Consider the following 25,711-nt stretch of genomic DNA (forward strand, 5'->3'; position numbering starts at 1 on the left):
TGTAGAGTCTACCCATCATGACGCGCGTCCTCCTGCTTAGCCGCCGCGGCGGGGCCTGAATCGACCGGCCCCCTGCCGTGGGGCTGTGTCGCGCCGGTCGAATTCCCAACCCGACCGAAGGCACCCTCATGACAACGTCCGCATTTCCCACCATCAGCACCCCGGCCGGGAACATCCCGGCGACCGCGCCGGCCTGGAGCCGGCAGCGGCACTCTCAAATGTCCTCGCACCGCTACGCCAGTGTCTATGACCGTGTCGAAGTCCCACTGGTCCAACGCGATTGGCCCACGGCGCGCATCGATGCCGCGCCGCTGTGGGTGCCAGTGGACCTGCGCGACGGCAATCAGGCGCTGGCCGAGCCGATGGACCCGGACCGCAAGCGCCGCTTCTTCGAATTGCTGGTCGCCATGGGCTACAAGGAGATCGAGGTCGGCTACCCGTCGGCGTCGCAGACCGACTTCGACTTTGTGCGGCTGCTGGCCGAATCCGACATTGCCCCGCCTGATGTCACCATCGTGGTGTTCGTCCCGGCGCGACGCGACTTGATCGAGAGGACCGTGGACTCGGTGCGCGGCATCCGCAACGACGTCGTCATCCACATGTACACCGCCACCGCACCCACCTGGCGCGACGTCGTCCTGGGCAAGGACCGCACCGCATTACGTGACCTGATCCTGGCCGGCGCCGGTGATGTCGTCGAGTGCACCGACGGCATGCCGAATGTGCGGTTCGAGTTCTCCCCAGAAGTGTTCAACCTCACTGAGCCCGACTACGTGCTGGAGCTGTGTGACGCCGTCACCGAGCTGTGGCAGGCCAGCCCGCAACGTCCGGTCATCCTGAACCTGCCGGCCACCGTCGAGATCGCCACGCCGAACGTGTACGCCGATCAGATCGAGTACATGCACCGCAACGTGTCCCGCCGTGACAGCGTGATCCTCTCCGTGCATCCGCACAACGACCGGGGCACCGGCATCGCCTGCGCCGAGCTGGCGGTGCTGGCCGGCGCACAGCGAGTGGAAGGCTGCGTGTTCGGCAACGGGGAACGCACCGGCAATGTCGACATCGCCACACTGGCGCTGAATCTGCATGCGCAGGGCGTCGATCCGATGATCGACTTCTCCGACATCGACGAGATCGCGCGTACGGTCAGCCATTGCACCCGCATGCCGATCCATGAGCGTCATCCCTACGTCGGCGACATGGTGCACACGGCGTTCTCCGGAACGCATCAGGACGCGATCAAGAAGGGTTTCGCCGAACATCGCGCCAGGGCCGCCGCCACCGGGCAGCCGGAGAACGAAATCGATTGGCGGGTGCCGTATCTGCCGATCGACCCGGCTGACCTCGGCCGCACCTACGACGCGGTGATTCGAGTGAATTCGCAATCCGGCAAGGGCGGTATCGCCTACCTGCTGGCAGCAGAGTACGGATTGGAGCTGCCGCGACGGCTGCAGATCGCGTTCGCCCGCCATGTCCAGGACCACACCGACGAAAGCGGCGCGGAAGTCACCGCTGCCGAGCTCTTCGAGTTGTTCGAGTCGACCTACCTGGAAACGTCGGGGCCGGTGCAGCTCAAAGACTGGCGCACCGGCGGCGATGGTGCCGCCGCGGTCACCGACGTCACCCTGGTCTGCGACGGGCGCACCGCGGCCAGCAGCCATCGTGGAATCGGCCCGGTGGACGCGCTGCGTGCCGCACTCGCCGAGATCGGCTATCCGATCGAGGTGCTGAGCCTGACCCAGCAATCCATCGGCAGCGCCGCCGTCAGCTACCTGGAGTACCGCGCGTCTGGTCGCACCGGTTGGGCGTGCGGACGCAGCGACTCGGTGCTCGCGGCGTCGATGGCGGCGGTGCTGCGGGCGGTCAACGCGCCTTGAGCAGCTCGAGCGCTTTGTCGGCGTGGGTGTCCATGCTGATCTCGCTGGAGATCACCCCGAGCAGGGTGCGGTCGGTGTCGATGACGAACGTGGTCCGCTTGACCGGCATGAGCTTGCCGAGGAGGCCACGTTTGACCCCGAATTGCGCGGCCACCTTGCCATCGGCATCTGAGAGCAGCGGGTAGTCGAAGTTCTGGATGTCGGCGAACTTGGCCTGTTTGGCGACCGGGTCGGTGCTGATGCCGACCCGGTTCGCGCCCGCCGCGGCGAACTCGCCGGCCAGATCCCGGAAATGGCAGGCCTCCTTGGTGCATCCCGGAGTCATTGCGGCCGGATAGAAGAACAGCACCACCGGGCCGTCGGCGAGCAGGCTGGTCAGGCTGCGGATCGCACCGGTCTGATCCGGCAGTTCGAACTCGGCAACGGTGTCACCCGTCTTCAGGGATGTCATGGATCGCTACGGTACGCCGTCTGCATGGCAGAGCCGCGGCCCCGATCTGGGAGAATTGTCCGCGTGCACACCACAGCCCCCCACGCGTCCGGAACCTCCGGCGCGGGCATATCGCTTGCGGTAACCACGTCGCGCGAGGATTTCCGGGCGCTGGCAGCCGAGCACCGCGTCGTCCCGGTGACCCGCAAGGTGCTGGCCGACAGCGAGACGCCGTTGTCGGCCTACCGGAAGCTCGCCGCCAACCGTCCGGGTACCTTCCTGCTGGAATCTGCCGAGAACGGTCGCTCGTGGTCGCGCTGGTCGTTCATCGGTGCCGGCGCCCCGTCGGCGCTGACGGTTCGCGACGACGAAGCGGTGTGGCTGGGCACCGCGCCCCAGGACGCGCCCAGCGGCGGCGAGCCGCTGGCCGCCCTGCGGGCCACGTTGGATCTGCTGCAGACCGAGGCGGTGCCGGACCTGCCGCCGTTGTCGTCGGGGCTGGTGGGGTATTTCGCCTACGACATGGTGCGCCGGCTGGAGCGGCTCCCGGAGCTGGCGGTCGACGACCTCGGCCTGCCGGACATGGTGCTGCTACTGGCCACCGACATCGCCGCCGTCGACCACCACGAGGGCACCATCACCCTGATCGCCAATGCGGTGAATTGGAACGGGACCGACGAGCGCGTCGATGAGGCCTACGACGACGCGGTGGCTCGGCTGGATGTGATGACCGCAGCCCTCGGGCAGCCGCTGCCGTCGACGGTGGCCACGTTCAGCCGGCCCGCGCCCGAGCACCGCGCTCAGCGCACCGTGGAGGAGTACACGGCGATCGTGGAGAAACTGGTCGGCGACATCGAGGCCGGCGAGGCGTTCCAGGTGGTGCCGTCGCAGCGGTTCGAGATGGACACCGCCGCCGATCCCATCGACGTGTACCGGATGTTGCGGGTGACCAACCCCAGCCCGTACATGTACCTGCTGAATGTCCCCGATGCCGATGGCGGGCTTGACTTTTCGGTCGTCGGTTCCAGCCCCGAGGCACTCGTCACGGTGAAGGACGGGCGGGCCACCACCCACCCGATCGCCGGAACCCGGTGGCGCGGCGGCACCGAGGAAGAGGACGTGCTGCTGGAAAAGGAACTGCTGGCCGACGAGAAGGAACGCGCCGAGCATCTGATGCTGGTCGATCTGGGCCGCAACGACCTGGGGCGGGTATGCCGCCCGGGCACGGTGCGGGTCGAGGACTACAGCCACATCGAGCGCTACAGCCACGTCATGCACCTGGTGTCCACGGTGACCGGCGAGCTGGCCGAGGGCAAGACCGCGCTCGACGCGGTGACGGCCTGCTTTCCGGCGGGAACCTTGTCGGGGGCGCCGAAGGTGCGGGCCATGGAGTTGATCGAGGAGGTCGAGAAGACCCGACGCGGCCTGTACGGCGGCGTGCTGGGGTACCTCGATTTCGCGGGCAATGCCGACTTCGCGATTGCCATCCGCACGGCTTTGATGCGCGACGGCACGGCCTATGTGCAGGCCGGCGGGGGCGTCGTGGCAGATTCCAACGGGCCCTACGAGTACAACGAATCGGCCAACAAGGCCAAAGCCGTGCTCAACGCCATCGCCGCTGCTGACACATTGGCCGAGCCGTGACACGGGCGGCGCAGGCGCTGTTCGTCGTCTCGGCGGTGGCGCTGTGGGTGGCGTCGCGCATGACCTGGGTTCAGGTGAACTCGGCGGACGGGCTCGGCCAACCCAAAACCACGACGCTGACGGGTGCTTCCTGGTCCACCGCGTTGATCCCGCTGGCGTTGCTGGTACTGGCTGCCGCGGTGGCCGCGTTGGCGGTGCGCGGCTGGGCGCTGCGGTTGCTGGCGCTGCTGATCGCCGTCGCCAGTGCGGGCATGGGCTACCTGGCAATCAGCCTGTGGGTGATCAAGGACGTCGCTGTGCGAGCCGCTGACCTGGCCGAACTGCCGCTCGCGCAGCTGACCGCGACCAGCCGCTCCCACGGGGGTGCAGTGCTGACCCTGGTCGCCGCAGTGTGTGCGCTGGCTGGGGCGGTGCTGCTCATGCGGTCGGCCAACAGTGCGAAGCGCAGCGTTGCAGGGCGTTATGCGGCGCCGGCGGCTCGGCGTGCGGCGGCCAAGAGCACCGACAGTGGCGAGCCGATGTCGGAGCGGATGCTCTGGGATGCGCTGGACGAGGGTCAGGATCCGACCCGCGACGGCGGTGATCCGGACAATAAGGGCCGGTGAATGGTGAAGGTGTGGCGACGGCTACCCTTCGAGGGAGGGCAACCGGGACCGGCCCGGAGGCACCAGAAAGGAACCGACGGGCGATGAGTTCGGCCACAGTGCTCGACTCCATTATCGAGGGAGTCCGCGCCGACGTTGCCGCCCGCGAGGCCGTTATCAGCCTGGCTGATATCAAGGCGCGGGCCCAGGACGCACCTCCGCCGCTCAACGTGATGTCTGCGTTGCGGGAGCCGGGAATTGCCGTGATCGCCGAGGTGAAGCGGGCGAGTCCGTCCCGCGGCGAGTTGGCCAACATCGCCGACCCGGCGCAGCTGGCACAGGCTTACGAGGCCGGCGGGGCACGGGTGATCAGCGTGCTCACCGAGCAGCGCAGGTTCAACGGCTCACTGGCCGACTTGGACGCGGTGCGGGCGGCAGTGTCAATTCCGGTGCTGCGCAAGGACTTTATCGTCAAGCCGTACCAAATCCATGAGGCTCGGGCGCACGGCGCCGACCTGTTGCTGCTCATTGTGGCGGCGCTGGAGCAGTCGGTGCTGGAATCGCTGTTGGAGCGCACGGAATCGCTCGGGATGACGGCACTGGTCGAGGTGCATACCGAAGAAGAGGCCGACCGGGCGTTGCAGGCCGGCGCCAAGTTGATCGGCGTCAACGCCCGCGACCTCAAGACCCTGGCAGTTGATCGGGACTGCTTCGCGCGGATCGCGCCGGGCCTGCCCAGCGACGTCATCCGGGTGGCCGAGTCCGGTGTCCGGGGAACCGCTGACCTGCTGGCGTACGCCGGCGCGGGTGCAGATGCCGTGCTGGTCGGTGAGGGCCTGGTGACCAGCGGGGATCCCCGCAGCGCGGTCGCCGATCTGGTCACCGCCGGTACGCACCCGTCCTGCCCGAAACCGGCTCGCTGAACCAGTCAATGAGCCGCTTGCACGAAAAGACACTTTGATGGCGGATCTCGCGGGGCCGGAGTTGCCTCGTACCAGCGCAGGCGTGGCCGAACCCACCGTTCACGATCCCGACGCACGGGGACATTTCGGTTCCTACGGCGGCAGGTTGGTCCCCGAGGCGCTGATGGCGGTGATCGAAGAGGTCACCGCAGCCTATGAGAAAGCCCGCGGCGACCAAGCGTTCCTCGACGAACTCGACCGGTTGCAGCGGCACTACAGCGGTCGGCCGTCCCCGCTGTACGAGGCGACCCGGCTGGCCGAATATGCCGGTGGGGCACGCATCTTCCTCAAGCGAGAAGACCTGAACCACACCGGTTCTCACAAGATCAACAACGTGCTGGGGCAGGCGCTGCTGGCGCGGCAGATGGGCAAGACTCGCGTCATCGCCGAGACTGGCGCCGGTCAGCACGGGGTGGCCACCGCCACCGCGTGCGCCCTGCTGGGCCTGGAATGCATCATTTACATGGGCGCGGTGGATACCGCCCGCCAGGCCCTCAACGTCGCGCGGATGCGGTTGCTCGGCGCCACTGTGGTTTCGGTCGAGGCCGGGTCCAAGACCCTCAAAGACGCGATCAACGAGGCGTTCCGGGATTGGGTCACCAATGCCGACGACACCTATTACTGCTTCGGGACAGCGGCCGGTCCGCATCCGTTCCCGCTGATGGTGCGCGATTTCCAGCGAGTCATCGGCATGGAGGCCAGGGCGCAGATCCTCGATCAGGCCGGTCGGTTGCCCGATGCGGTCACCGCGTGCGTCGGCGGCGGTTCGAACGCCATCGGCGTGTTCCACGCCTTCATCGACGATCCGGCCGTGCGCCTGGTCGGCTTCGAGGCCGCGGGCGACGGGGTGGAAACGGGCCGGCACGCAGCGACCTTCACGGGAGGCTCGCCCGGCGCATTCCAGGGGTCGTTCTCCTACCTGTTGCAGGACGAGGACGGCCAGACGATCGAATCGCATTCCATCTCGGCCGGTTTGGACTATCCGGGTGTCGGACCCGAGCATGCCTTCCTCAAAGACATCGGCCGTGCCGAGTACCGGCCGGTCACCGATACCGAGGCGATGGACGCGTTCTCGCTGCTGTGCCGTCGGGAGGGCATCATCCCGGCGATCGAGTCGGCTCATGCGGTGGCCGGTGCCCTCAAACTCGGGCCGGAACTGGGCAGCGGGTCGATCATCGTGGTGAACTTGTCCGGACGCGGCGACAAGGACGTCGAGACAGCGGCCAAGTGGTTCGGACTGCTCGATGAGGGGAGTGCGGGATGAGCCGGCTGGCGGAGTTGTTCGACGGCTGCCGCGCCGAGGGCCGTGCCGCACTGATCGGTTACCTTCCGACCGGGTACCCCGACGTGCAGACATCCATCGCGGCGATGACGGCGATGGTCGAATCCGGTTGTGACCTCGTGGAAGTCGGGGTGCCCTACTCAGATCCTGGGATGGATGGGCCGACGATCGCGGCCGCCACCGAGGCTGCTCTGGCCGGCGGCGTGCGGGTCCGCGACACTCTGGCCGCGGTCGAGGCGATCAGCAACGCCGGGGGCCGCGCGGTGGTGATGACGTACTGGAATCCGGTGCTGCGCAAGGGTGTTGACACGTTCGCCCGCGACCTGGCCTCCGCCGGTGGATACGGTCTGATCACCCCGGATCTGATCCCCGAGGAAGCCGTCGACTGGATCGCCGCAGCCGAGGAACACAATCTGGACCGCATCTTCCTGGTCGCCCCGTCCTCGACGCATGAGCGCCTCGCCAACACCGTGAATGCTTCGCGTGGGTTCGTCTACGCCGCATCGACGATGGGCGTCACCGGAGCCCGCGATGTCGTCTCGAATGCGGCGCCGGAGTTGGTGCGCCGCGTCAAGGAAGTCTCCGACATTCCCGTCGGTGTGGGACTGGGTGTGCGCTCCGGCCGGCAGGCCGCAGAGATCGGCGCCTACGCCGACGGCGTCATCGTCGGGTCGGCTCTGGTGTCGGCCCTGAGTGAGGGATTGGACGCGGTGCGTCGTCTCACCGAAGAACTGGCTACCGGCGTTAGGCAGAGGATTTCAGCTTGACCACTACCGTGCTCGCGTATTTGCCCAGCCCGTCACAGGGCGTCTGGCATCTGGGCCCGGTGCCGCTCCGCGCATACGCGCTCTGCATCATCGTGGGCATCATCGCCGCACTGGTGATCGGCGACCGGCGTTGGCAGGCGCGCGGCGGCCAAGCCGGCGTCATCTATGACATTGCTTTGTGGGCAGTGCCTTTCGGCCTGGTAGGTGGCCGGCTGTACCACGTCATGACGGACTGGCCCACATATTTCGGGCCCGGTGGCAAAGGGCTCGGCGCCGCCTTCCAGGTCTGGCAGGGCGGCCTTGGCATCTGGGGCGCGGTGGCACTGGGTGGCGTCGGAGCCTGGATCGGTTGCCGCACGCGTGGCATTCCGCTGCCGGCCTTCGGAGATGCCATCGCACCCGGAATCATCTTGGCGCAGGCCATCGGCCGGCTCGGAAACTACTTCAATCAGGAGCTGTACGGCGGCGACACCACGGTGCCGTGGGGCCTGGAGATCTACAGACGGCTCAACGCTGCCGGCACTCCCGACGACCTCAACGGAGTGTCGACCGGCGAGGTCTTACGCGTGGTCCATCCGACCTTCTTGTACGAATTGCTATGGAACCTCCTGGTATTCGCACTGCTGATCTGGGCCGACCGCAAGTTCAAGCTCGGCCACGGCCGGCTGTTCGCGCTCTACGTGGCCGGTTACTGCGCGGGCCGCTTCATGGTCGAGTTGATGCGCAGCGACCCGGCGACGGAATTCGCCGGTATCCGCGTCAACACCTTCACCTCGACTTTCGTGTTCATCGGTGCCGTCGTTTACATCATGCTGGCGACCAAGGGCCGGGATGATCCGGCGACGTTGGTCGGCAAGAGTGATGAGGACGAGTCGACCGTCGATGAGCTCGGCAAGGAGCTTGTCGGAGCGGCCGCGACCACCGGCGTCGTCGCGGCGGCAGCGGTGGCAGGCCAAGACGATGACGAAGATGCCGACCACATGCATCCGGACGAGGTCGGCGCCAGCGAAGACGACGGAGCCGAGGCCGCCGCGGCGATCGAGCTGAAGGCGATCACCAAGGAGCCTGAGGACGAGGACGCCGAGGTTGTCGAGCCGACTGGCGTCGAAGCCGACGTCACGGAAGAACCGGCCGAAGAGGTTGAGGGCGAGTCCGAGGCCGAGGACGAGTCCACCGTCGCCGAAGGTGAGGTGGAAGCCGAGTCCGAGGGTGCTGCTGACGAATCTGCCGACGAAGCGGGGGCTGAGGAAGCCGAGGCGGACGTCCCTGAAGAAGCGTCAGACGAGGTTGAGGCCGTAGTCGCGGCGGAGCCGGTTGCCGCCGCGGAGGATGACGTCGAAGAGGCGGATGAGCAGGCCGAGTCGGAGGCTGTCGACGAGTCGACCGTCGCCGAAGACGGCGCGGAAGTCGACTCCGAGGGTGCTGCTGACGAATCTGCCGACGAGGCGGAGGCTGAGGAAGCCGAGGCCGACGTCCCTGAAGAAGCGACAGACGGCGTTGACGAGTCCACCGCCGCCGCAGAAGCGTCAGACGAGGTGGAGGCCGTAGTCGAGGCGGAGCCGGTTGACGCCGCTGAGGATGACGTCGAAGAGGCGGATGAGCAGGCCGAGTCGGTGACCGACGACGGGTCCACCGCTGCCGAAGACGGCGCGGAAGTCGACTCCGAGGGTGCTGCTGACGAATCTGTCGACGAGGCGGAGGACGCCGAGGTCGACGTCACGGAAGAGTCGGGCGGCGAGCCTGAGTCTGACGCCGAAGCCGAGGCCGGCGTCACGGAAGAAGCGACAGACGGCGTTGAGGCTGAGGCTGTCGATGAGCCCACCGTCGCCGAAGGTGAGGTGGACGCCGACTCCGAGGATGCTGCCAACGAGGCTGAGGACGCCGAGGCGGACGTCCCTGAAGGTACGTCAGACGGCGTTGAGGCTGTAGCCGAGGCGGAGCCGGTTGACGCCGCTGAGGATGACGTCGAAGAGGCGGATGAGCAGGCCGAGTCCGCGACCGACGACGAGCCCACCGTCGCCGAAGGTGAGGTGGACGCCGACTCCGAGGCGGAGGCTGACGAATCTGCCGACGAGGCGGAGGCTGACGAAGCCGAGGCGGACGCCACCGAGGAAGCGACAGACGAGGCCCAAGCCGAGGCCGACGACGAGTCGATCGAGGTGGAAGACGGGGCGGAAGCCGGCTCCGAGGATGCTGCCGACGAGATCGCCGCTGACCAACCCACCGACGAGGCTGAGGCGGACGAAGACGGCGACACCGTCACCGATACTGCCGACGCCGACGCCGACGCCGACGAGGAGTCTGAGGCTGCTGAGCCGGGCGACACCGATGCCGACAGCGATGACGTGCCAGGTGAATCCGAGGCGGACGAGGCTGAAGCCGACGCCGTTTCAGAGTCGGAGACCGAAACAGCGGAAGACGCCGACGAGGGCGATGCGGTAGACGAGGCAGGAGCCACGCCCCCGGCACCCGCAGAGCAGCCCGAGCAGGCCAAGCGCGGTGGCCGAGTGCGGCGCTGGTTCCGGCGGAACCGTTAATGGCCGGCGCTCTGGCATCCTGGCTGTATGACTGATCCTTCTCAGTCCCCAGATCCGTCCAGCGGCCCGCAGCCGGCCGGCTACCCATCGCCGGGCTACCCGCCGCCTGCGGGGTATCCGCCGCCACCTCCCGGTTACGCGCCGTACCCGTCGCCGTATGGGGATCCGAGTGCGCCGTACGGCCGCCATCCGATCACTGGCGAACCGTTCTCCGACAAGTCCAAGGTGGTCGCAGGTCTGCTGCAGCTGCTCGGGCTTTTCGGTTTGGTCGGAATCGGCCGCATCTACATCGGCCAGACCGGTCTGGGTGTCGCCCAGTTGGTCGTGGGCTTGGTCACCTGCGGTCTGGGCGCCGTCATCTGGGGGATCGTCGACGCCGTCCTGATCCTCACCGACAAAGTCCGCGACCCCTACGGGCGTCCGCTCCGTGATGGAACGTAACGGCTTCATCGACACGACGGCGGGACGGCTCTCGCTGGTGACCACCGGCGGGCTCGGTGCCGGTGTCCTGGCGTACATCGGGTTGGCCGACCCGCACCGCCCGGGCTTTCTGTTCCCGGCATGCCCGTTCAAGACCCTGACCGGATGGAATTGCCCGGCCTGTGGTGGGTTGCGGATGACCCATGACCTGTTGCACGGTGACGTGGGTGCAGCGATCGTCGACAACGTATTCGCCCTGGTCGGCCTGCCGGCACTGGCTGTGTGGATGCTGGTGCGGTGGCGGCTGGGGAAGACACTTTTCCCGTTGCCGGCCGTAGCGACGATCTTGGTGGCGCTGGTGGTCTGGACAGTGGTGCGGAACCTGCCGGGGTTCCCGCTGGTCCCGACGTTAACCGCCCAGTAGTGGCCCATCTCCGCTGATACACTGAAAATTCGGGCCGGTGCAGTCCCGGGACCAGGATGTTCCGGACTTGCGGAGGTGCGATCAAGTGCTGTTTTCGGCATTGCCAGATGCGCAGGGACTCTACGACCCTGCCAATGAGGCCGACTCCTGTGGCGTGGCCATGATCACCGACATCCAGGGCCGCCGCTCCCACGGCATCGTCACTGATGGCCTGACCGCTCTTGAACATCTCGAACACCGCGGTGCTGCCGGGGCCGAACCCAACAGCGGTGACGGCGCCGGCATCCTGCTGCAGCTGCCGGTCGAACTGCTGCGCGACCTGGTCAACTTCGCCCTCCCCGGTCCGGCACCCGACGGCAGCAACACCTTTGCCGCCGGCATCTGTTTTCTGCCGCAGGACGAGGATGCGCGTAGTGTCGCCCGCGCCCGCATCGAGGCTTTGGCCACCGAGGAAGGCCTGGAGGTGCTGGGCTGGCGGGAGGTTCCGGTCGATCCGGACGGCGCGGAGATCGGTAAGACGGCGCTGGGCTGTATGCCGTACATGGCGCAGCTGTTCGTCGCGGCACCGGAGAACGGTGGGGTCCGGGCCGGCGGGATCGAGCTCGACCGCAAGGTATATCCGCTACGCAAGCGGGCCGAACAAGGCACGGGCGTCGATGCGGTCTACTTTGCGTCGCTGTCGAGCCGGACCATCGTGTACAAGGGCATGCTGACGACAATGCAGCTGCCGCAATACTTTCCGGACTTGCGCGACGAGCGCTGCATGAGCGCGATCGCGATTGTGCACAGTCGTTTCTCGACCAACACCTTCCCGTCCTGGCCGCTGGCGCACCCGTTCCGGTTCGTCGCCCACAATGGCGAGATCAATACCGTGCGCGGCAACCGCAACCGCATGCACGCCCGTGAGGCCCTGCTGGCCAGCGCACGGATTCCCGGTGATCTGAGCCGGCTGTCGCCGATCTGCACCCCCGACGCCTCCGACTCGGCGTCCTTCGACGAGGTGCTCGAACTGTTGCATCTGGGCGGGCGCAGCTTGCCGCATGCGGTGCTGATGATGATCCCGGAGGCGTGGGAGAACGCCACCACCATGGATGCCGCAGAGCGTGCGTTCTGGAAGTTCCACGCCTCATTGATGGAGCCGTGGGACGGCCCGGCCTGTGTTACGTTCACCGACGGCACGGTGGTTGGTGCGGTGTTGGACCGCAACGGTTTACGCCCTGGCCGGTGGTGGCGCACGGTCGACGACCGGATCATTCTGGCCAGCGAGAGCGGTGTGCTCGACGTGCCGTCGGGCGAGATCGTCGCCAAGGGCCGGCTGCAGCCCGGGAAGATGTTCCTGGTCGACACGGCAGCTGGGCGAATCATTCCCGATGACGAGATCAAGGAGCAGCTGGCCGCCGCCGAACCCTACGGTGAGTGGCTGCATGCCGGACTTCTCGATCTGGCCACCTTGCCCGAGCGGTCTCGTAGCCAGCCGAATCATGAGTCGGTGGTGCGTCGGCAGATCGCGTTCGGCTACACCGAAGAGGAGCTGCGGATCCTTTTGACACCGATGGCGGCCTCGGGTGGGGAGCCGCTCGGTTCGATGGGCACCGATACCCCGGTTGCGGTGCTCTCCAAGCGCTCACGGCTGCTGTATGACTACTTCGTCGAACTGTTCGCCCAGGTCACCAACCCGCCTTTGGATGCGATTCGCGAAGAGGTGGTCACCTCGATGGCTCGCGTGATGGGCCCCGAGGAGAACCTGCTGGAACCTTCTGCGGCGTCATGTCGCCAGATCGTCCTGCGCTGGCCGGTTCTCGACAACGACGAGCTCAGCAAGATCGTCCACATCAACGATGACGGCGAGCATCCGGGCCTGCGTACCACCGTGTTGCGGGCGCTCTACGATGTCGAGCGGGGTGGGGAAGGGCTGGCCGAAGCGCTCGACGACCTGCAGATGCGGGCGACCGAGGCAATTGCCAAAGGCGCACACACCCTGGTGATCTCGGATCGGGATTCCGACCACACCCGAGCTCCGGTGCCGTCACTGCTTGCCGTTTCGGCGGTGCACCATCACTTGGTCCGCACCAAGGAACGCACCAAGGTGGCGTTGGTGGTGGAAAGCGGCGATGCCCGGGAAGTCCATCACATCGCGATGCTCATCGGATATGGCGCCGCGGCTGTCAATCCCTATCTGGCCTTCGAGTCGATCGAGGATCTGATCCGCGGGGGTGAGCTGACCGGTATCGAAACCGGCGCCGCTGTGCGCAATTACGTCAAGGCGTTGGGCAAGGGCGTGGTCAAGGTGATGAGCAAAATGGGCATCTCGACGGTCGCGTCCTACACCGCCGCCCAGGTTTTCGAGGCGATCGGGCTGAGCCGCGACGTCGTCGACGAGTACTTCACCGGCACCAGCAGCCAGCTCGGTGGAATCGGCCTCGATGTGCTGGCCGAGGAGGTCAAGCTCCGGCATCGGCGGGCCTACCCGGAGAACCCCACCGAGCGGGTACACCGTCGCCTCGAGGTCGGTGGTGAGTATGCGTTCCGCCGCGAGGGTGAGCTGCACCTGTTCACTCCGGAAGTGGTTTTCCTGCTCCAGCATTCGACCCGCACCGGACGTCGGGACATCTTCGCCGAATACTCTGCCGAGGTCGACCGGCTGTCCCGGCAAGGTGGGACGCTGCGCGGCCTGTTCGAGTTCAAGAAGGGGCTGCGGCCTCCGGTTCCGCTGGAGGAGGTCGAGCCCGTCGAGTCGATCGTGACGCGGTTCAACACCGGTGCGATGAGCTACGGGTCCATCTCGGCGGAGGCCCACGAGACCATGGCGATCGCCATGAACAACCTCGGTGGGCGGTCCAACAGCGGTGAGGGCGGGGAGGATGTAGACCGCCTCTACGATCCGCGCCGGCGCAGCGCAGTGAAGCAGGTTGCCTCGGGCCGCTTCGGTGTCACCAGCGACTACCTGGTCAATGCCACCGACATCCAGATCAAGATGGCGCAGGGGGCCAAACCCGGTGAGGGAGGCCAGCTTCCGGGTTACAAGGTGTACCCCAGTATCGCCAAGACCCGGCACTCCACGCCCGGTGTCGGGTTGATATCGCCGCCTCCGCACCACGACATCTATTCGATCGAGGACCTGGCTCAGCTCATCCACGATCTGAAGAACGCCAATGCCGACGCACGGATCCACGTGAAGCTGGTCAGCAGCGTAGGGGTCGGCACGGTTGCGGCGGGGGTGTCCAAGGCGCACGCCGATGTGGTGTTGATCTCCGGGTATGACGGGGGTACCGGCGCGGCGCCGCTGACGTCGCTCAAGCATGCCGGGGCGCCGTGGGAGATCGGGCTGGCCGACACCCAGCAGACCCTGGTGCTCAACGGTTTGCGTGATCGGATCACGGTGCAGTGCGACGGTGGCATGCGCAGTGCGCGTGACGTGATTGTGGCCGCCCTGCTCGGTGCCGAAGAATTCGGGTTCGCCACTGCGCCGCTGGTGGTCTCGGGCTGCATCATGATGCGCGTGTGCCACCTCGATACCTGTCCGGTCGGTGTGGCCACTCAGAACCCGGAATTGCGGGCACGGTTCAACGGCAAGCCAGAATTTGTGGAGAACTTCTTCACGTTCGTCGCCGAGGACATCCGCCGCTACTTGGCCGAGCTGGGTTTCCGCAGCATCGACGAGGCGGTCGGTCACGCTGAGGTGCTCGATACCGATCCCGGTGTGGCGCACTGGAAGAGCCGTGGACTCGATCTCAGCCCCATCTTCACGTTGCCCGCGGGTTCCGAGGGCAGCGAGCTCACCCAGCGGCGTCGCACGCGCGGCCAAGATCACGGGCTCGATCAGGCGCTCGACCAAACCCTGATCCAGCTTGCCGAGGGCGCGCTGGAAGACGCACACCCGGTGCGGCTTGAGCTTCCGGTACGCAATGTCAACCGCACGGTGGGCACCCTGCTGGGGGCAGAGGTCACCCGACGCTACGGTGCGGCGGGGTTGCCCGACAACACGATTCACGTCACTTTGACGGGGTCGGCGGGCCAGTCCATCGGGGCGTTCCTACCTCCTGGTGTGACATTGGAGCTGGTCGGTGACGCCAACGACTATGTGGGTAAGGGGCTTTCGGGCGGCCGGGTGATCGTGCGGCCACCTGAGGATGTGCTGTTCCTACCCGAGGACAACGTCATCGCAGGCAACACCCTGCTCTACGGTGCCACCTCGGGTGAGGTGTTCCTGCGCGGCCGGGTGGGGGAGCGGTTCTGCGCCCGCAATTCCGGGGCTCTGGCCGTCGTCGAGGGCGTGGGCGATCACGCGTGTGAGTACATGACGGGCGGCCGGGTGGTGATCCTGGGTAAGACCGGACGCAACCTCGCCGCCGGCATGTCCGGCGGTGTCGCCTTCGTGCTCGGTCTGGACCCGGCTCGGGTCAACACCGAAATGGTGCAACTGCAGCGACCGGAAGGCGAGGATCTGGCCTGGTTGCACGCGGTGGTGGCCGATCACGCGCGCCACACCGGTAGCACGCTGGCCGGCTCGATCCTGGCTGATTGGCCAAGGCGCAGCGCGCAATTCACCAAAGTAATGCCCACCGACTACGAGCGTGTGCTGCAGGCGACCCGGATGGCCAAGGCCGAGGGCCGTGATGTGGACAGCGCGATCATGGAGGCCAGCCGTGGCTGATCCGACCGGATTTCTTCGGGTTCCGAAGATCGAGGCCGCCAAGCGACCCGTCGATGAGCGGGTGGGGGACTGGCGCGAGGTGTACGAGCGTGAGGATCCCAACGAGCGAGCCGGCGAGGTGTCGCAGCAGGCCCGTCGCTGCATGGATTGCGGGATCCCGTTCTGCCACTCGGGCAAGGCGGGTTGCCCGTTGGGGAACCTGATCCCGGAATGGAATGACCTGGTGCGGCGTGGGCGCTGGGATGCGGCCAGTGATCGCCTGCACGCCACCAACAACTTTCCGGAGTTCACCGGGCGGCTTTGCCCGGCGCCGTGTGAGGCGGCCTGCGTGCTGTCGATCGCCGAGGAGCAGACCGGCGGCAGTGTGACGATCAAACGGATCGAGCAGACCATCGCCGATCATGCCTGGATGAACGGCACCGTCGAACCTGCACCGGCCGCCATCTCGACAGGCAAGAGCGTCGCGGTTGTCGGCTCGGGCCCGGCGGGTTTGGCTGCCGCACAACAACTCACCCGTGCCGGCCACGACGTCACCGTGTACGAGCGGGACGACCGGGTGGGTGGGCTGTTGCGCTACGGCATCCCCGAGTACAAGCTCGAGAAGTCGGTGCTCAATCAGCGTCTGGCCCAGATGCGCGCCGAGGGCACCCGGTTCGTCACCGAATGTGAGGTCGGTGTCGACCTGACGGTCGAGCAGTTACGTGAGCGTCACCAGGCGGTCGTGCTGGCGGTAGGGGCGCTGCGGGGCCGCGACAACGATGTGCCCGGCCGCGAACTCGACGGCGTGCATCTGGCGATGGAGCATCTGGTGCCGGCCAACCGGGAATGCGAGGGTGACGCATCCGCGTCGATCTCGGCGGCGGGCAAGCACGTGGTGATCATCGGTGGGGGTGACACCGGTGCCGACTGCCTGGGTACCGCGCACCGTCAGGGTGCGGCGTCGGTGACTCAGCTCGACTACAACGCCGAGCCGCCGGAGACCCGCGACGACGAACTCTCCCCGTGGCCCACGTGGCCGTTGGTGTTGCGTACCTCCCCCGCGCACGCCGAAGGCGGTGCCCGCCGCTTCGAGGTGGCCGTGCAGAGATTCATCGGCGATGACAACGGCCATGTGCGCGCCATCGAGATCGCCGAGGTCCGGGTGGCCCGGGATGCCGACGGGCGCCGCGAGATCATCCCGGTGGGTGAGTCGTTGCAGATCCCGTGCGACCTCGCGCTACTGGCGATCGGCTTCGAGGGCGTCGAGCACATGGCCCTGCTCGACGGGTTGAACCTCAAGTTGTCCCGGCGCGGCACGGTGTCGTGTGGTTCGGACTGGCAGACCGATGCTCCCGGCGTGTTCGTCTGCGGTGACGCGCATCGGGGCGCCTCGCTGGTCGTGTGGGCCATCGCGGAAGGGCGCAGCGCGGCGCACGCCGTGGACGCCTACCTGATGGGCGAGTCGGATCTGCCCTCGCCGGTGCGGCCCGGCGCACTGCCTCTGAGCGTCGTCTGAATCGATTAACGACTATGCTGACATGACGTGAGCAGACGCGGAAAAATCGTTTGTACGCTTGGTCCCGCTACCAGCACTGATGAGACGGTGCGGGCCCTGGTGGAGGCCGGGATGGATGTCGCCCGGCTGAACTTCAGCCACGGTGATTACACCGACCACGAAGCTTCCTACAAGCACGTGCGGGCGGCATCGGATGCCACGGGTCACGCCGTGGGCGTGCTTGCTGACCTGCAGGGTCCCAAGATCCGGTTGGGCCGGTTCGCCGACGGGCCGACCTACTGGGCCACCGGTGAGTCGGTGCGGATCACAGTCGACGACTGTGAGGGCAATCACGACCGGGTGTCGACCACCTACAAGCGGTTGGCCGAGGACGCCCGGCCGGGGGATCGAGTGCTTGTCGACGACGGCAATGTCGGTCTGAAGGTCGATGTGATCGACGGCAACGACGTGGTCTGCACGGTCACCGAGGGCGGCCCTGTCAGCAACAACAAGGGCATGTCCCTGCCGGGCATGAACGTGACGGCGCCGGCACTGTCCGAAAAGGACATCGAGGATCTCGAGTTCGCGCTGCGACTCGGTGTGGATCTGGTCGCGCTGTCGTTCGTCCGGTCACCCGCCGACGTCGAGTTGGTCCATGAGGTGATGGACCGGGTGGGCCGGCGCGTCCCCGTGATCGCCAAGCTGGAGAAGCCCGAGGCGGTCGAGAACCTCGAGGCCATCGTGCTGGCGTTCGACGCGATCATGGTGGCGCGCGGCGACCTCGGCGTTGAACTGCCGCTCGAAGAGGTGCCGCTCGTGCAGAAGCGCGCCATCCAGATGGCAAGGGAGAACGCCAAACCCGTCATCGTCGCCACCCAGATGCTGGAGTCGATGATCGAAAGCTCCCGGCCTACCCGGGCCGAGGCCTCCGACGTCGCCAATGCGGTGCTCGACGGTGCCGACGCGGTGATGCTGTCCGGCGAGACCTCCGTCGGCAAGTACCCGCTGGAGGCCGTCAAGACGATGGCACGCATCATCAAGGCGGTCGAGGACAACTCGGTGACAGTGCCGCCGCTGACCCACACTCCGCGGACCAAGCGCGGCGTGATCTCGTACGCGGCCCGCGACATCGGCGAGCGGCTGGACGCCAAGGCGCTGGTCGCTTTCACCCAGTCCGGGGACACGGTGCGCCGCCTGGCCCGGTTGCACACACCGCTTCCGGTGCTCGCGTTCACCGCGCTACCCGAGGTGCGCAGCCAGCTGGCGCTCACCTGGGGCACCGAGACGTTCATCGTGCCGCAGATGTCGAACACCGACGACATGATCCGTCAGGTCGACAAATCGCTGCTCGACCTCGGCCGCTACAAGCGTGGCGAGCTGGTGGTCATCGTGGCGGGCGCTCCGCCGGGCACAGTAGGCTCCACGAATCTGATCCATGTGCACCGCATCGGGGAGGACGACGTCTAACGGGAAAGGGTTTCCTTGACACACCCGGATTTCGAGGAGCTGCTGGCTGTTCTCGATCTGAATCGCATTGATGACGATCTGTTCATCGGCTCGCATCCGAGTAAGAACCCGGTGCGCACTTTCGGTGGCCAGATGATCGCGCAGGCGTTCGTCGCCGGCGGCCGCACACTGGCGCACAAACTCTCGCCGAGTGCGTTGAATGCGCACTTCATCGCCGGTGGCGATCCGGAGAAGGATCTGGAGTTCCACGTCGTGCGCCTGCGTGACGAGCGCCGGTTCGCCAACCGCCGCATCGACGTCATGCAGGACGGCAACCTGCTGACAACGGTGATGCTGTCGTACATGAACGCCGGCCGCGGCCTGGAGCACAACGTGCCGGCACCGGAGGTTCCTCACCCGGACACGCTGCCCAAGATCGATGAACTTCTTCGCGGCTACGAGAAGACGGTCCCGTTGTTCGTCGAGGCGCTGCGCCCGATCGAATGGCGATACACCAACGATCCGTCCTGGGTGATGCGGGACAAGGGCGGCAAGCTCGACCACAACCGGGTGTGGCTCAAGACCGAAGGCGTGATGCCCGACGACCCGGTTCTGCACGGTGCGGCGCTGGTGTACTCGTCAGATACCACGGTGCTCGATTCGATCATCACCACGCACGGGTTGTCATGGGGTTTCGATCGCATCTTCGCGGTGACGATGAATCATTCGGTGTGGTTTCACCGGCCCGTCAAGTTCGACGAGTGGGTGCTCTACTCCACCACGTCGCCGGTGGCGGCCGAGTCCCGCGGGCTGGGCACGGGCCACTTCTTCGACGCCTCGGGTCACTTGGTGGCCACAGTGGTGCAAGAGGGCATCGTCAAGTACTTCCCCGGTGCCGCCAAGGCGTGAGCCCGCTCAGCGGTCAGGGGTCGGTGTCACGCCGAAGGAATCCTCGACCCGCCGCTCGAACTCTTTCTCGCAACGCTGCTGGGCCGCGGTGTCGTCGCCGGCCTGCTGTAGGCAATGCATGTAGTCGCGCCCGCCGACCTCATCGAACCAGCGTTGCCCGAAGTGCACCCAGATGCCGATGAACACCAGGGACAACACGCAAGCCACGGCACCGAGTGCGATACCGGTGACAGCGACTCCGCCATTTGTGGCTTCGCCGCGTCGGTAGCGCCCGTGGGCGAGGAATCCGAGGATCACGGCAGTGACGCCGAATATCACCCCGCCGATCACCGACCACGTCAACAGCAGGGCGAAGATCGCGACGACGAGTGCCGCGATGCCCAGACCGTTGGCGGGGGCACGCGGCGGGGTTTGCATCGGGTACCCGCCGTACGGCGCCGTCGGTGGGTAGGGGCCGGGATATGCGCCGGGAGGCGGGCCGTAGGGATATGTCGGCGGCGGGGGAGGTCCGGCCGGCTGGGGCTCGTCAGACCCGGGCGGGGTGGATCGCTCGTCGGTCATGTCTGTGAGGCTACTCGCCGATGGCGGTGCCTGGTTGTGGGCAACGGACGACGGGGCAGTTGAGCGCGTCCGGAAGGTGATGGGTGGCTACGACGACTGCTCGATCTGCGCCGAACCAGTCACCGGGAGTGAGGATTTCGGCGAGTATCCGTCTTCCGTCGCCGGCGTCGAGATTTTCGGTGGGCTCGTCGAGCAGGACGACCGAGAAATCCGACAGCAGTACCCTGGCCAGGAGCAGTCGACGGCGCTGCCCGGCCGACATCGCGGTGTGGCCACCTTCGAGTACCGTTGCCAAACCCGCGGGCAGGCCGGACACCCAATCGGCCAGGCCGACACGGTCAAGCGCGGAGTGCAGTTCGGCATCGGTGGCGCCCCCGCGGACCACGAGGAGATTGTCTCGCAGCGTGGTTTCGAAGATGTGCGCGTCCTCGGCGAAAAATGCTGCACGCCTGGAGTTTCCGTTGAACTTGTCAGCCATGGCCATCAGCAGCGTGGTCTTGCCTGAGCCGCTCGGGCCGATGACGGCGAGGCGTCCGCCGGCGGGAAGGTCGACCGGGGGGACCTGTGGCCGCCGGCGGGCCGCGGGGTCAGGTTGGGTGAGTTCGAGGAGACGACGGGCGGCGATGCGGGACTTGGTGAGTCCGACAGCGGCCTCGGGGAGGGCGGTAGTGGCCTCGAAGGCCGACAACGGCAACAACATCAGGATCGCCAGCGTGGTCGGCGCCGTCGTGGTGGCTGATGCGATGCCGGCGACTACGGCGCCCAGGACACTGGCGCCAATGGCGAGACTGGGCATGGCGGCGGCCAGTGCTGCGGGCGAGGCGGCGTGGTCGGCGGCCTGGCCCCAGTCACGGTGGCGGCGCTGCACGCCGGCGATCACCTCGTCGAGACGTCCGCTCACGCGCAACTCGGGGGCGTACTCCAGTGCCAGCATGGCGGCAGCATCGCGGTCACTACGGTGCTGAACCGCAACCGATTCCGCAGCAGCAACCGCGCGGGCGGTGATCGCCGGGGCCAAGGCCCCGGCGATCACCAGGCAAAGGGCCAGTACCGCCGCGGCGCCCGGTGAGATCAGCGCGATGACGCCGACCGACACAGTGCTGAGCACTACGGCAACGACGATCGGCAACACCGAACGCACCACCACGTCGGCCAGTTCGTCGACCGAGCTGCCGGCCCGGGCCACCAATTCACCGCTGGGCAGCCGCATCGCGTCATCGTCGGGCCCGGCGGCGAGCTTGCGGTACAGGCCGGTGCGGGCATTGGCCGCTGCCCGCAGCGCCGTGTCATGGGCCGCCAGTCGTTGGCAGTACCCGAGGACGCCGCGCGAGATCCCCAGCGCCCGCACCGCGACCACGGCCACCGACAAGTCCAGGATCGGGGGCATCTGCCAGGCCCTGGTGATCAACCACGCCGAGACACCGGCAAGGGCCAACGCGCTGCCGAGCGAAAGGACACCGAGGACGCTGGCCAGGATCAATCGACCCAACCGCGGTCGCAGCAGGTCCACTGTCAGGCGCAGCAGAGGATCACGTCGAAACATGTGCAGCGCCAATCGTGATCACCCGATCGCCAATGGACAGGACCGGATCCCGGTGCCCGACCACCACCACCGTGGCACCGGCGCGGGCGCGGGCGACCACAGCTCGCAGCACTCGCTGCTCCAGCGCGGCGTCGAGGTGGGCGGTGGGTTCGTCGAGCAGAAGCAGCCGTGCGGACGACCCGAGGGCCCGGGTGAGACCGAGCCGTTGTCGTTGCCCCAGGGACAAGCCGACGCCGGTACGGCTGATCCGGGTGTTGAGACCGTCGGGCAGATCGCCGACAACCTCGTCGAATCCGGTGTCGCGGCAGGCCTGCTCCAAATCATCCAGTGGTCCTAGCAGTTCCAGGTTCTCCAGGACGGTCCCGGGAATGAGGACTGGACGGTGGGGAAGCCAGGCGATGTGCCGCCACCACGCGGGCAGATCCAGGTCACCGACATCGACACCGTCGACGCGCACCGGGCCGGACGGCAGCGTCGTCAATCCGAGTACAGCTTGCAACGCAGTGGATTTCCCGGTCCCGTTGGCACCGGTGAGAACGGTGACGCGTCCGGGTTCGATTGCCGGTTCCAGACCGCTCAACTCGATCGTCGGTGCGCAATTGGGCACCTGCGCGCCGCCTTCGGTCGGTGTGTGCGTATCGCACAGCCGGAACGCCTGCTCGGCGGCGGTCTTGCCATCCTGTGCGGCATGGAAGGCCGCACCCACCCGGCGCAGCGGCCAGAAGACCTCGGGCGCCAACAGAAGGACGGTCAACCCGGCCGCCAGCGTCACCTCGCCGTATACCAAGCGCACACCCACGCTCACCGCCACCAAGGCCACACCCAGGGTGGCCAGCAGCTCCAGAACCAGCGAGGACAGGAACGCGATCCGTAACGTTGCCATCGCTGAACGGCGTTGGGCGGCAGCCAGTTCGGAGATCCGCTGGGTTGATCCGGCGGCGCGGCCGACAGCCCGCAGTGTCGGGATCCCCGCCACGAGATCGAGCAAACGGGCCTGCAGTGTGGTCATCGAGGCCAGCGCGGCCGCCGAACGCTCGGCGGTGACCATCCCGATGAGCACCATGAAGATCGGGATCAACGGCAGAGCGATCACGACGATCGCCGCGGCCTGCAGGTCATAGCAGGCCATCACGATCACCGCCACCGGCGTGAGGACCGCGGCCTGCACCACCGCTGGCACATAGCCGGTGAAGTACGGACGCAGGCCGTCCAGGCCGCGCGTCACCACTGCCGCGGCAGCATCACGGTCGGCGGCCAATCTCCTTGGCGGCAACGAGGTCACCGAGCACAGAACCTGGGTGGTGAGCTCACCGATCACCGCAGTCGCGCCCCGCTGCGACAATCGACCCTGGAGCCACTGTGCGGCCGCACGCAACACCCACAGCACGCTCAGGGCGACGATGGCTGCACCGTGGCTGCTCGCCGAACCCGGGTCGGTGATGATGGCGGCAACGATGTGGGCCAGCACCACGGCCGCGGCAATGGTGCTGGCGCTGATGGTTACGCCGCAGGCCACCGTCGCCAGGAGATGGCGTCGCAGCGCCGACGTCGACCCGGTGGCGCCGCGGACGCCGAGTGCGCGCCAGAGGTTCAGACCGACCGCCGTGACAATCCGATGGGCGCCGGGATGCGATCCGCGGAAATGCGCTTTCGGAACACCCAGTAGGTCCAGCCCTGATAGACCAGAACCAGCGGCAGCAGCGTCAACGACGCCCACGTCATGATCTTCAACGTGTACGGGGTCGACGAGCCGTTGTAGATCGTGACGCCCCACTCCGGATTGAGTGTGGACGGCAGCAGGTGGGGGTACATCGACCCGAACAGCAGCGCGACGACGGCTGCCACGACGATCACGGTGGCGACGAACGCCCAGCCCTCTCGGGACCGCGACCACATGAGTGCCACCGAGATCAGAAGTGCGACGACCGCGACTGCCAGCGGCGCCCACGTCCACGGCTTGCCGTATGCCAGCTGCGTCCACAGGCCGAAGCCGCCGGCCAGCAGGATCACCGGCAGAGTCAGCATCCTGGCGAACCGGAATGCGTCGTCGCGTATCGGCCCGGCGGTTTTCAGGGCGATGAACACCGAACCGTAGAACGCGAACAGCGAGGCGGTCGCGAGCCCGCCGAGCAGAGTGTAGGCGTTGAGCACGTCGCCGATCCCGGCATGAACCCGATGGTCGGCATCAATAGGCAAGCCGCGCACCAGGATTGCGAAGGCGACACCCCACAGTATGGCTGGCAACCACGACCCCACGGCGATACCGAGATCGGCATACTTGCGCCACTTGGTGTCATCGATCTTGCCGCGCCACTCGATGCCCACGATGCGCAGGATCATTCCGAACAGAATCGCCAGCAGCGGAAGGTACAACGCCGAGAACAGAGTGGCGTACCAGTTCGGGAAGGCCGCGAACATGGCCGCACCCGCGGTGATCAGCCACACCTCGTTGGCGTCCCACACCGGGCCGATGGTGTTCAGGACAGCTCGCCTGCGGCTTTCCGGATCGCCCTCACCTGCTCGGCCCAGCGGCGCCATCAGCATGCCGACGCCGAAGTCAAAGCCTTCCAGTACCACGAATCCGAGGAACAGGACGGCGATCAGGATGAACCAAAGTTCTTGGAGTCCCATCTGAGATCAGTCCTCTCAGTACGCGAAAGACAAGGGGGCGGATTCGTCCTCGTCGGGAGGTGTGGGCGGCGCCGGCTCGGAATCGTGTTCCAGAGGCCCTTCGGTCACATAGCGCCGCATCAGCCAGAACCAGACGACTGCGAGGACCCCGTAGAGCAGGGTGAACACCGCGAGGGAGAAGAACACTGTGCCGGCCGAATGATCCGACACGCCTTGTTGCACGGTCAGCCGGACCATCTGGTCACCGGTCGGATTCGGTACCACCACCCAGGGTTGACGACCCATTTCGGTGAACACCCACCCGGCGGAGTTGGCCAGGAACGGTGTGGGCAGGGTGATCAGTGCGAAGGTACCGAACCACCGCTGATCGGGCAGCCGTCGTCCGCGCGTCATCCACAGCGTCAGCAACGCAAACGCCAGTGGTATCAGCATCAGACCGATCATGGCTCGAAACGACCAGTAGGTGACGAACAGGTTCGGCCGGTAGTCGCCGGGGCCGAACCGCGACTCGTATTCCTGCTGCAGGTCGTTGACGCCCTCCAGGGTGACGTCGCTGAACTTGCCTTCGGCCAGGAAGGGCAGCACGTAGGGAACCTCGATCACGTGGGTCACGCTGGCGCAGTTGTTGTGCGTGCCGACGGTCAGGACCGAGAAGTCCGGATCGGTCTCTGTATCGCAAAGTGATTCAGCCGAGGCCATTTTCATGGGTTGCTGGACGAACATCAGCTTGCCCTGAACATCACCGGTGAAGAACAACACCGCCACAGCGGCCAAGGCCACGACGCTGCCCAGAATCGTTGCCGGCCGATACATCCCGGCGGATTCGCCTCCGGCGTCGGCGGGCGACGTGTCCAGTGACTCGCCGCGAGCCTCCCGGCGCCGGTCTCGCACCATCAGCCAGGCGCTGACCGCCGCGACGAACGTACCGGCGGTGAGCAATGATCCGGCAACTACATGCAGGAATGCCCAGATCGCGGTGTTGTTGGTCAGGAGCGCACCAAAATCGATCAGTTCCGCGCGTCCGCTCTCCGGGTTGTACTTCGCTCCGACCGGATGCTGCATGAACGAGTTGGCCGCGATGATGAAGAAGGCGGACGCGTTGACGGCGAAGGCCACCATCCAGATGCAGAACAGATGGATGGCCCGGGGCAGCCGTGTCCAGCCGAAGATCCACAATCCGATGAACGTGGACTCGACGAAGAACGCGACCAGGCCTTCGAACGCGAGCGGGGCGCCGAATATGTCGCCGACGAATCGCGAATATTCGCTCCAGTTCATCCCGAACTGGAATTCCTGCACGATGCCGGTCGCCACGCCGATCGCGAAGTTGATGAGGAACAACTTGCCGAAGAATCGGGTCAGGCGATACCAGCTGTCGTTGCCGGTGACCACCCACATCGTCTGCATGACGGCGATCAGCGGCGCCAAACCGATGGTGAGCGGAACGAATATGAAGTGGTAGACGGTGGTGATGCCGAACTGCCACCGCGATACGTCCAAAGCGTCCATCTGGCCCTACTTCCGAGGTCTCAGACCAATCTACGACGAAGTGTAGTAGATGCTGGG

Annotated in this window: 19 protein-coding genes; 13 read left to right on the forward strand and 6 right to left on the reverse strand. The window is 66.6% G+C overall.

Annotation, left to right across the window (positions count from 1 at the left end; all coding sequences use genetic code 11):
• The first annotated feature begins 218 nt into the window (after nucleotides 1-218).
• Nucleotides 219-1,877 carry a 2-isopropylmalate synthase gene (locus E0T84_RS03235; RefSeq protein WP_070188863.1) on the forward strand — a complete coding sequence of 553 codons (1,659 nt, stop codon included), beginning with the start codon at nucleotides 219-221 and terminating at the stop codon, nucleotides 1,875-1,877.
• Here E0T84_RS03235 and E0T84_RS03240 read toward each other — a convergent pair.
• Nucleotides 1,864-2,319 (reverse strand): peroxiredoxin, encoded by a 456-nt coding sequence (locus tag E0T84_RS03240; protein WP_165617741.1) that lies wholly within the window; start codon nucleotides 2,317-2,319, stop codon nucleotides 1,864-1,866. The two genes, E0T84_RS03235 and E0T84_RS03240, sit on opposite strands and share 14 nt — an antisense overlap.
• A 72-nt stretch (nucleotides 2,320-2,391) precedes the next feature.
• Between E0T84_RS03240 and E0T84_RS03245 the strand changes: the two genes are divergently transcribed.
• The 12 genes from E0T84_RS03245 to E0T84_RS03300 all read left to right on the forward strand — a co-directional run bounded on the left by E0T84_RS03245 (nucleotide 2,392) and on the right by E0T84_RS03300 (nucleotide 19,410).
• The gene (locus E0T84_RS03245; protein WP_070188817.1) at nucleotides 2,392-3,951 is read left to right on the forward strand and encodes an anthranilate synthase component I; all 1,560 of its coding nucleotides are present in this window, start codon (nucleotides 2,392-2,394) and stop codon (nucleotides 3,949-3,951) included.
• On the forward strand, nucleotides 3,948-4,556 hold the full coding sequence (locus tag E0T84_RS03250; RefSeq protein ID WP_070188816.1) for a TIGR02234 family membrane protein: 609 nt from the start codon (nucleotides 3,948-3,950) through the stop codon (nucleotides 4,554-4,556). The genes E0T84_RS03245 and E0T84_RS03250 overlap by 4 nt, the downstream gene beginning before the upstream one ends.
• Before the next feature lie 83 nt (nucleotides 4,557-4,639).
• Nucleotides 4,640-5,458, forward strand: coding sequence for an indole-3-glycerol phosphate synthase TrpC (gene trpC / locus E0T84_RS03255; RefSeq protein WP_070188815.1), 819 nt, complete (start codon nucleotides 4,640-4,642; stop codon nucleotides 5,456-5,458).
• A gap of 37 nt (nucleotides 5,459-5,495) precedes the next feature.
• A complete protein-coding gene (gene trpB, locus E0T84_RS03260; RefSeq protein WP_070188814.1) occupies nucleotides 5,496-6,761 on the forward strand; it encodes a tryptophan synthase subunit beta in 1,266 nt (421 codons plus the stop codon).
• On the forward strand, nucleotides 6,758-7,546 hold the full coding sequence (gene trpA, locus E0T84_RS03265; RefSeq protein ID WP_070188813.1) for a tryptophan synthase subunit alpha: 789 nt from the start codon (nucleotides 6,758-6,760) through the stop codon (nucleotides 7,544-7,546). Before trpB ends, trpA begins: the two co-directional genes overlap by 4 nt.
• Complete coding sequence (gene lgt / locus E0T84_RS03270; RefSeq protein WP_138743743.1) at nucleotides 7,543-10,083, forward strand: prolipoprotein diacylglyceryl transferase; 2,541 nt, start codon at nucleotides 7,543-7,545, stop codon at nucleotides 10,081-10,083. The genes trpA and lgt overlap by 4 nt, the downstream gene beginning before the upstream one ends.
• A gap of 27 nt (nucleotides 10,084-10,110) precedes the next feature.
• Nucleotides 10,111-10,524 (forward strand): NINE protein, encoded by a 414-nt coding sequence (locus E0T84_RS03275; protein ID WP_070943723.1) that lies wholly within the window; start codon nucleotides 10,111-10,113, stop codon nucleotides 10,522-10,524.
• The gene (locus tag E0T84_RS03280; RefSeq protein ID WP_138743852.1) at nucleotides 10,514-10,927 is read left to right on the forward strand and encodes a DUF2752 domain-containing protein; all 414 of its coding nucleotides are present in this window, start codon (nucleotides 10,514-10,516) and stop codon (nucleotides 10,925-10,927) included. The genes E0T84_RS03275 and E0T84_RS03280 overlap by 11 nt, the downstream gene beginning before the upstream one ends.
• 85 nt (nucleotides 10,928-11,012) lie before the next feature.
• Nucleotides 11,013-15,581 carry a glutamate synthase large subunit gene (gene gltB / locus E0T84_RS03285; RefSeq protein WP_138743744.1) on the forward strand — a complete coding sequence of 1,523 codons (4,569 nt, stop codon included), beginning with the start codon at nucleotides 11,013-11,015 and terminating at the stop codon, nucleotides 15,579-15,581.
• Entirely contained in the window at nucleotides 15,574-17,076 is a 1,503-nt protein-coding gene (locus tag E0T84_RS03290) for a glutamate synthase subunit beta (RefSeq protein ID WP_138743745.1), read from the forward strand. Before gltB ends, E0T84_RS03290 begins: the two co-directional genes overlap by 8 nt.
• A 27-nt stretch (nucleotides 17,077-17,103) precedes the next feature.
• The gene (gene pyk / locus E0T84_RS03295) at nucleotides 17,104-18,522 is read left to right on the forward strand and encodes a pyruvate kinase (protein ID WP_070185072.1); all 1,419 of its coding nucleotides are present in this window, start codon (nucleotides 17,104-17,106) and stop codon (nucleotides 18,520-18,522) included.
• Nucleotides 18,523-18,537: 15 nt separating this feature from the next.
• Nucleotides 18,538-19,410 carry an acyl-CoA thioesterase II gene (locus E0T84_RS03300; protein WP_070185071.1) on the forward strand — a complete coding sequence of 291 codons (873 nt, stop codon included), beginning with the start codon at nucleotides 18,538-18,540 and terminating at the stop codon, nucleotides 19,408-19,410.
• A 6-nt stretch (nucleotides 19,411-19,416) separates the two neighbouring features.
• Here E0T84_RS03300 and E0T84_RS03305 read toward each other — a convergent pair whose 3' ends face one another.
• Genes E0T84_RS03305 through E0T84_RS03325 form a run of 5 tightly spaced genes read right to left on the reverse strand, consistent with a single transcriptional unit; the run spans nucleotide 19,417 to nucleotide 25,654 of the window.
• On the reverse strand, nucleotides 19,417-19,971 hold the full coding sequence (locus tag E0T84_RS03305; RefSeq protein ID WP_138743746.1) for a DUF4190 domain-containing protein: 555 nt from the start codon (nucleotides 19,969-19,971) through the stop codon (nucleotides 19,417-19,419).
• A 10-nt stretch (nucleotides 19,972-19,981) separates the two neighbouring features.
• Nucleotides 19,982-21,514: an ATP-binding cassette domain-containing protein gene (locus E0T84_RS03310; protein ID WP_138743747.1), complete on the reverse strand. Its 1,533-nt coding sequence runs from the start codon at nucleotides 21,512-21,514 to the stop codon at nucleotides 19,982-19,984.
• Entirely contained in the window at nucleotides 21,501-23,054 is a 1,554-nt protein-coding gene (cydD, locus tag E0T84_RS03315) for a thiol reductant ABC exporter subunit CydD (protein ID WP_171054906.1), read from the reverse strand. Before cydD ends, E0T84_RS03310 begins: the two co-directional genes overlap by 14 nt.
• Nucleotides 23,055-23,104: 50 nt before the next feature.
• A complete protein-coding gene (gene cydB / locus E0T84_RS03320) occupies nucleotides 23,105-24,145 on the reverse strand; it encodes a cytochrome d ubiquinol oxidase subunit II (RefSeq protein ID WP_070184886.1) in 1,041 nt (346 codons plus the stop codon).
• Nucleotides 24,146-24,160: 15 nt separating this feature from the next.
• Nucleotides 24,161-25,654 carry a cytochrome ubiquinol oxidase subunit I gene (locus E0T84_RS03325; protein WP_070184887.1) on the reverse strand — a complete coding sequence of 498 codons (1,494 nt, stop codon included), beginning with the start codon at nucleotides 25,652-25,654 and terminating at the stop codon, nucleotides 24,161-24,163.
• Nucleotides 25,655-25,711: the final 57 nt, after the last annotated feature.

The organism is Mycobacterium sp. DBP42 (assembly GCF_005924235.1).
Classification (GTDB): domain Bacteria; phylum Actinomycetota; class Actinomycetes; order Mycobacteriales; family Mycobacteriaceae; genus Mycobacterium; species Mycobacterium syngnathidarum.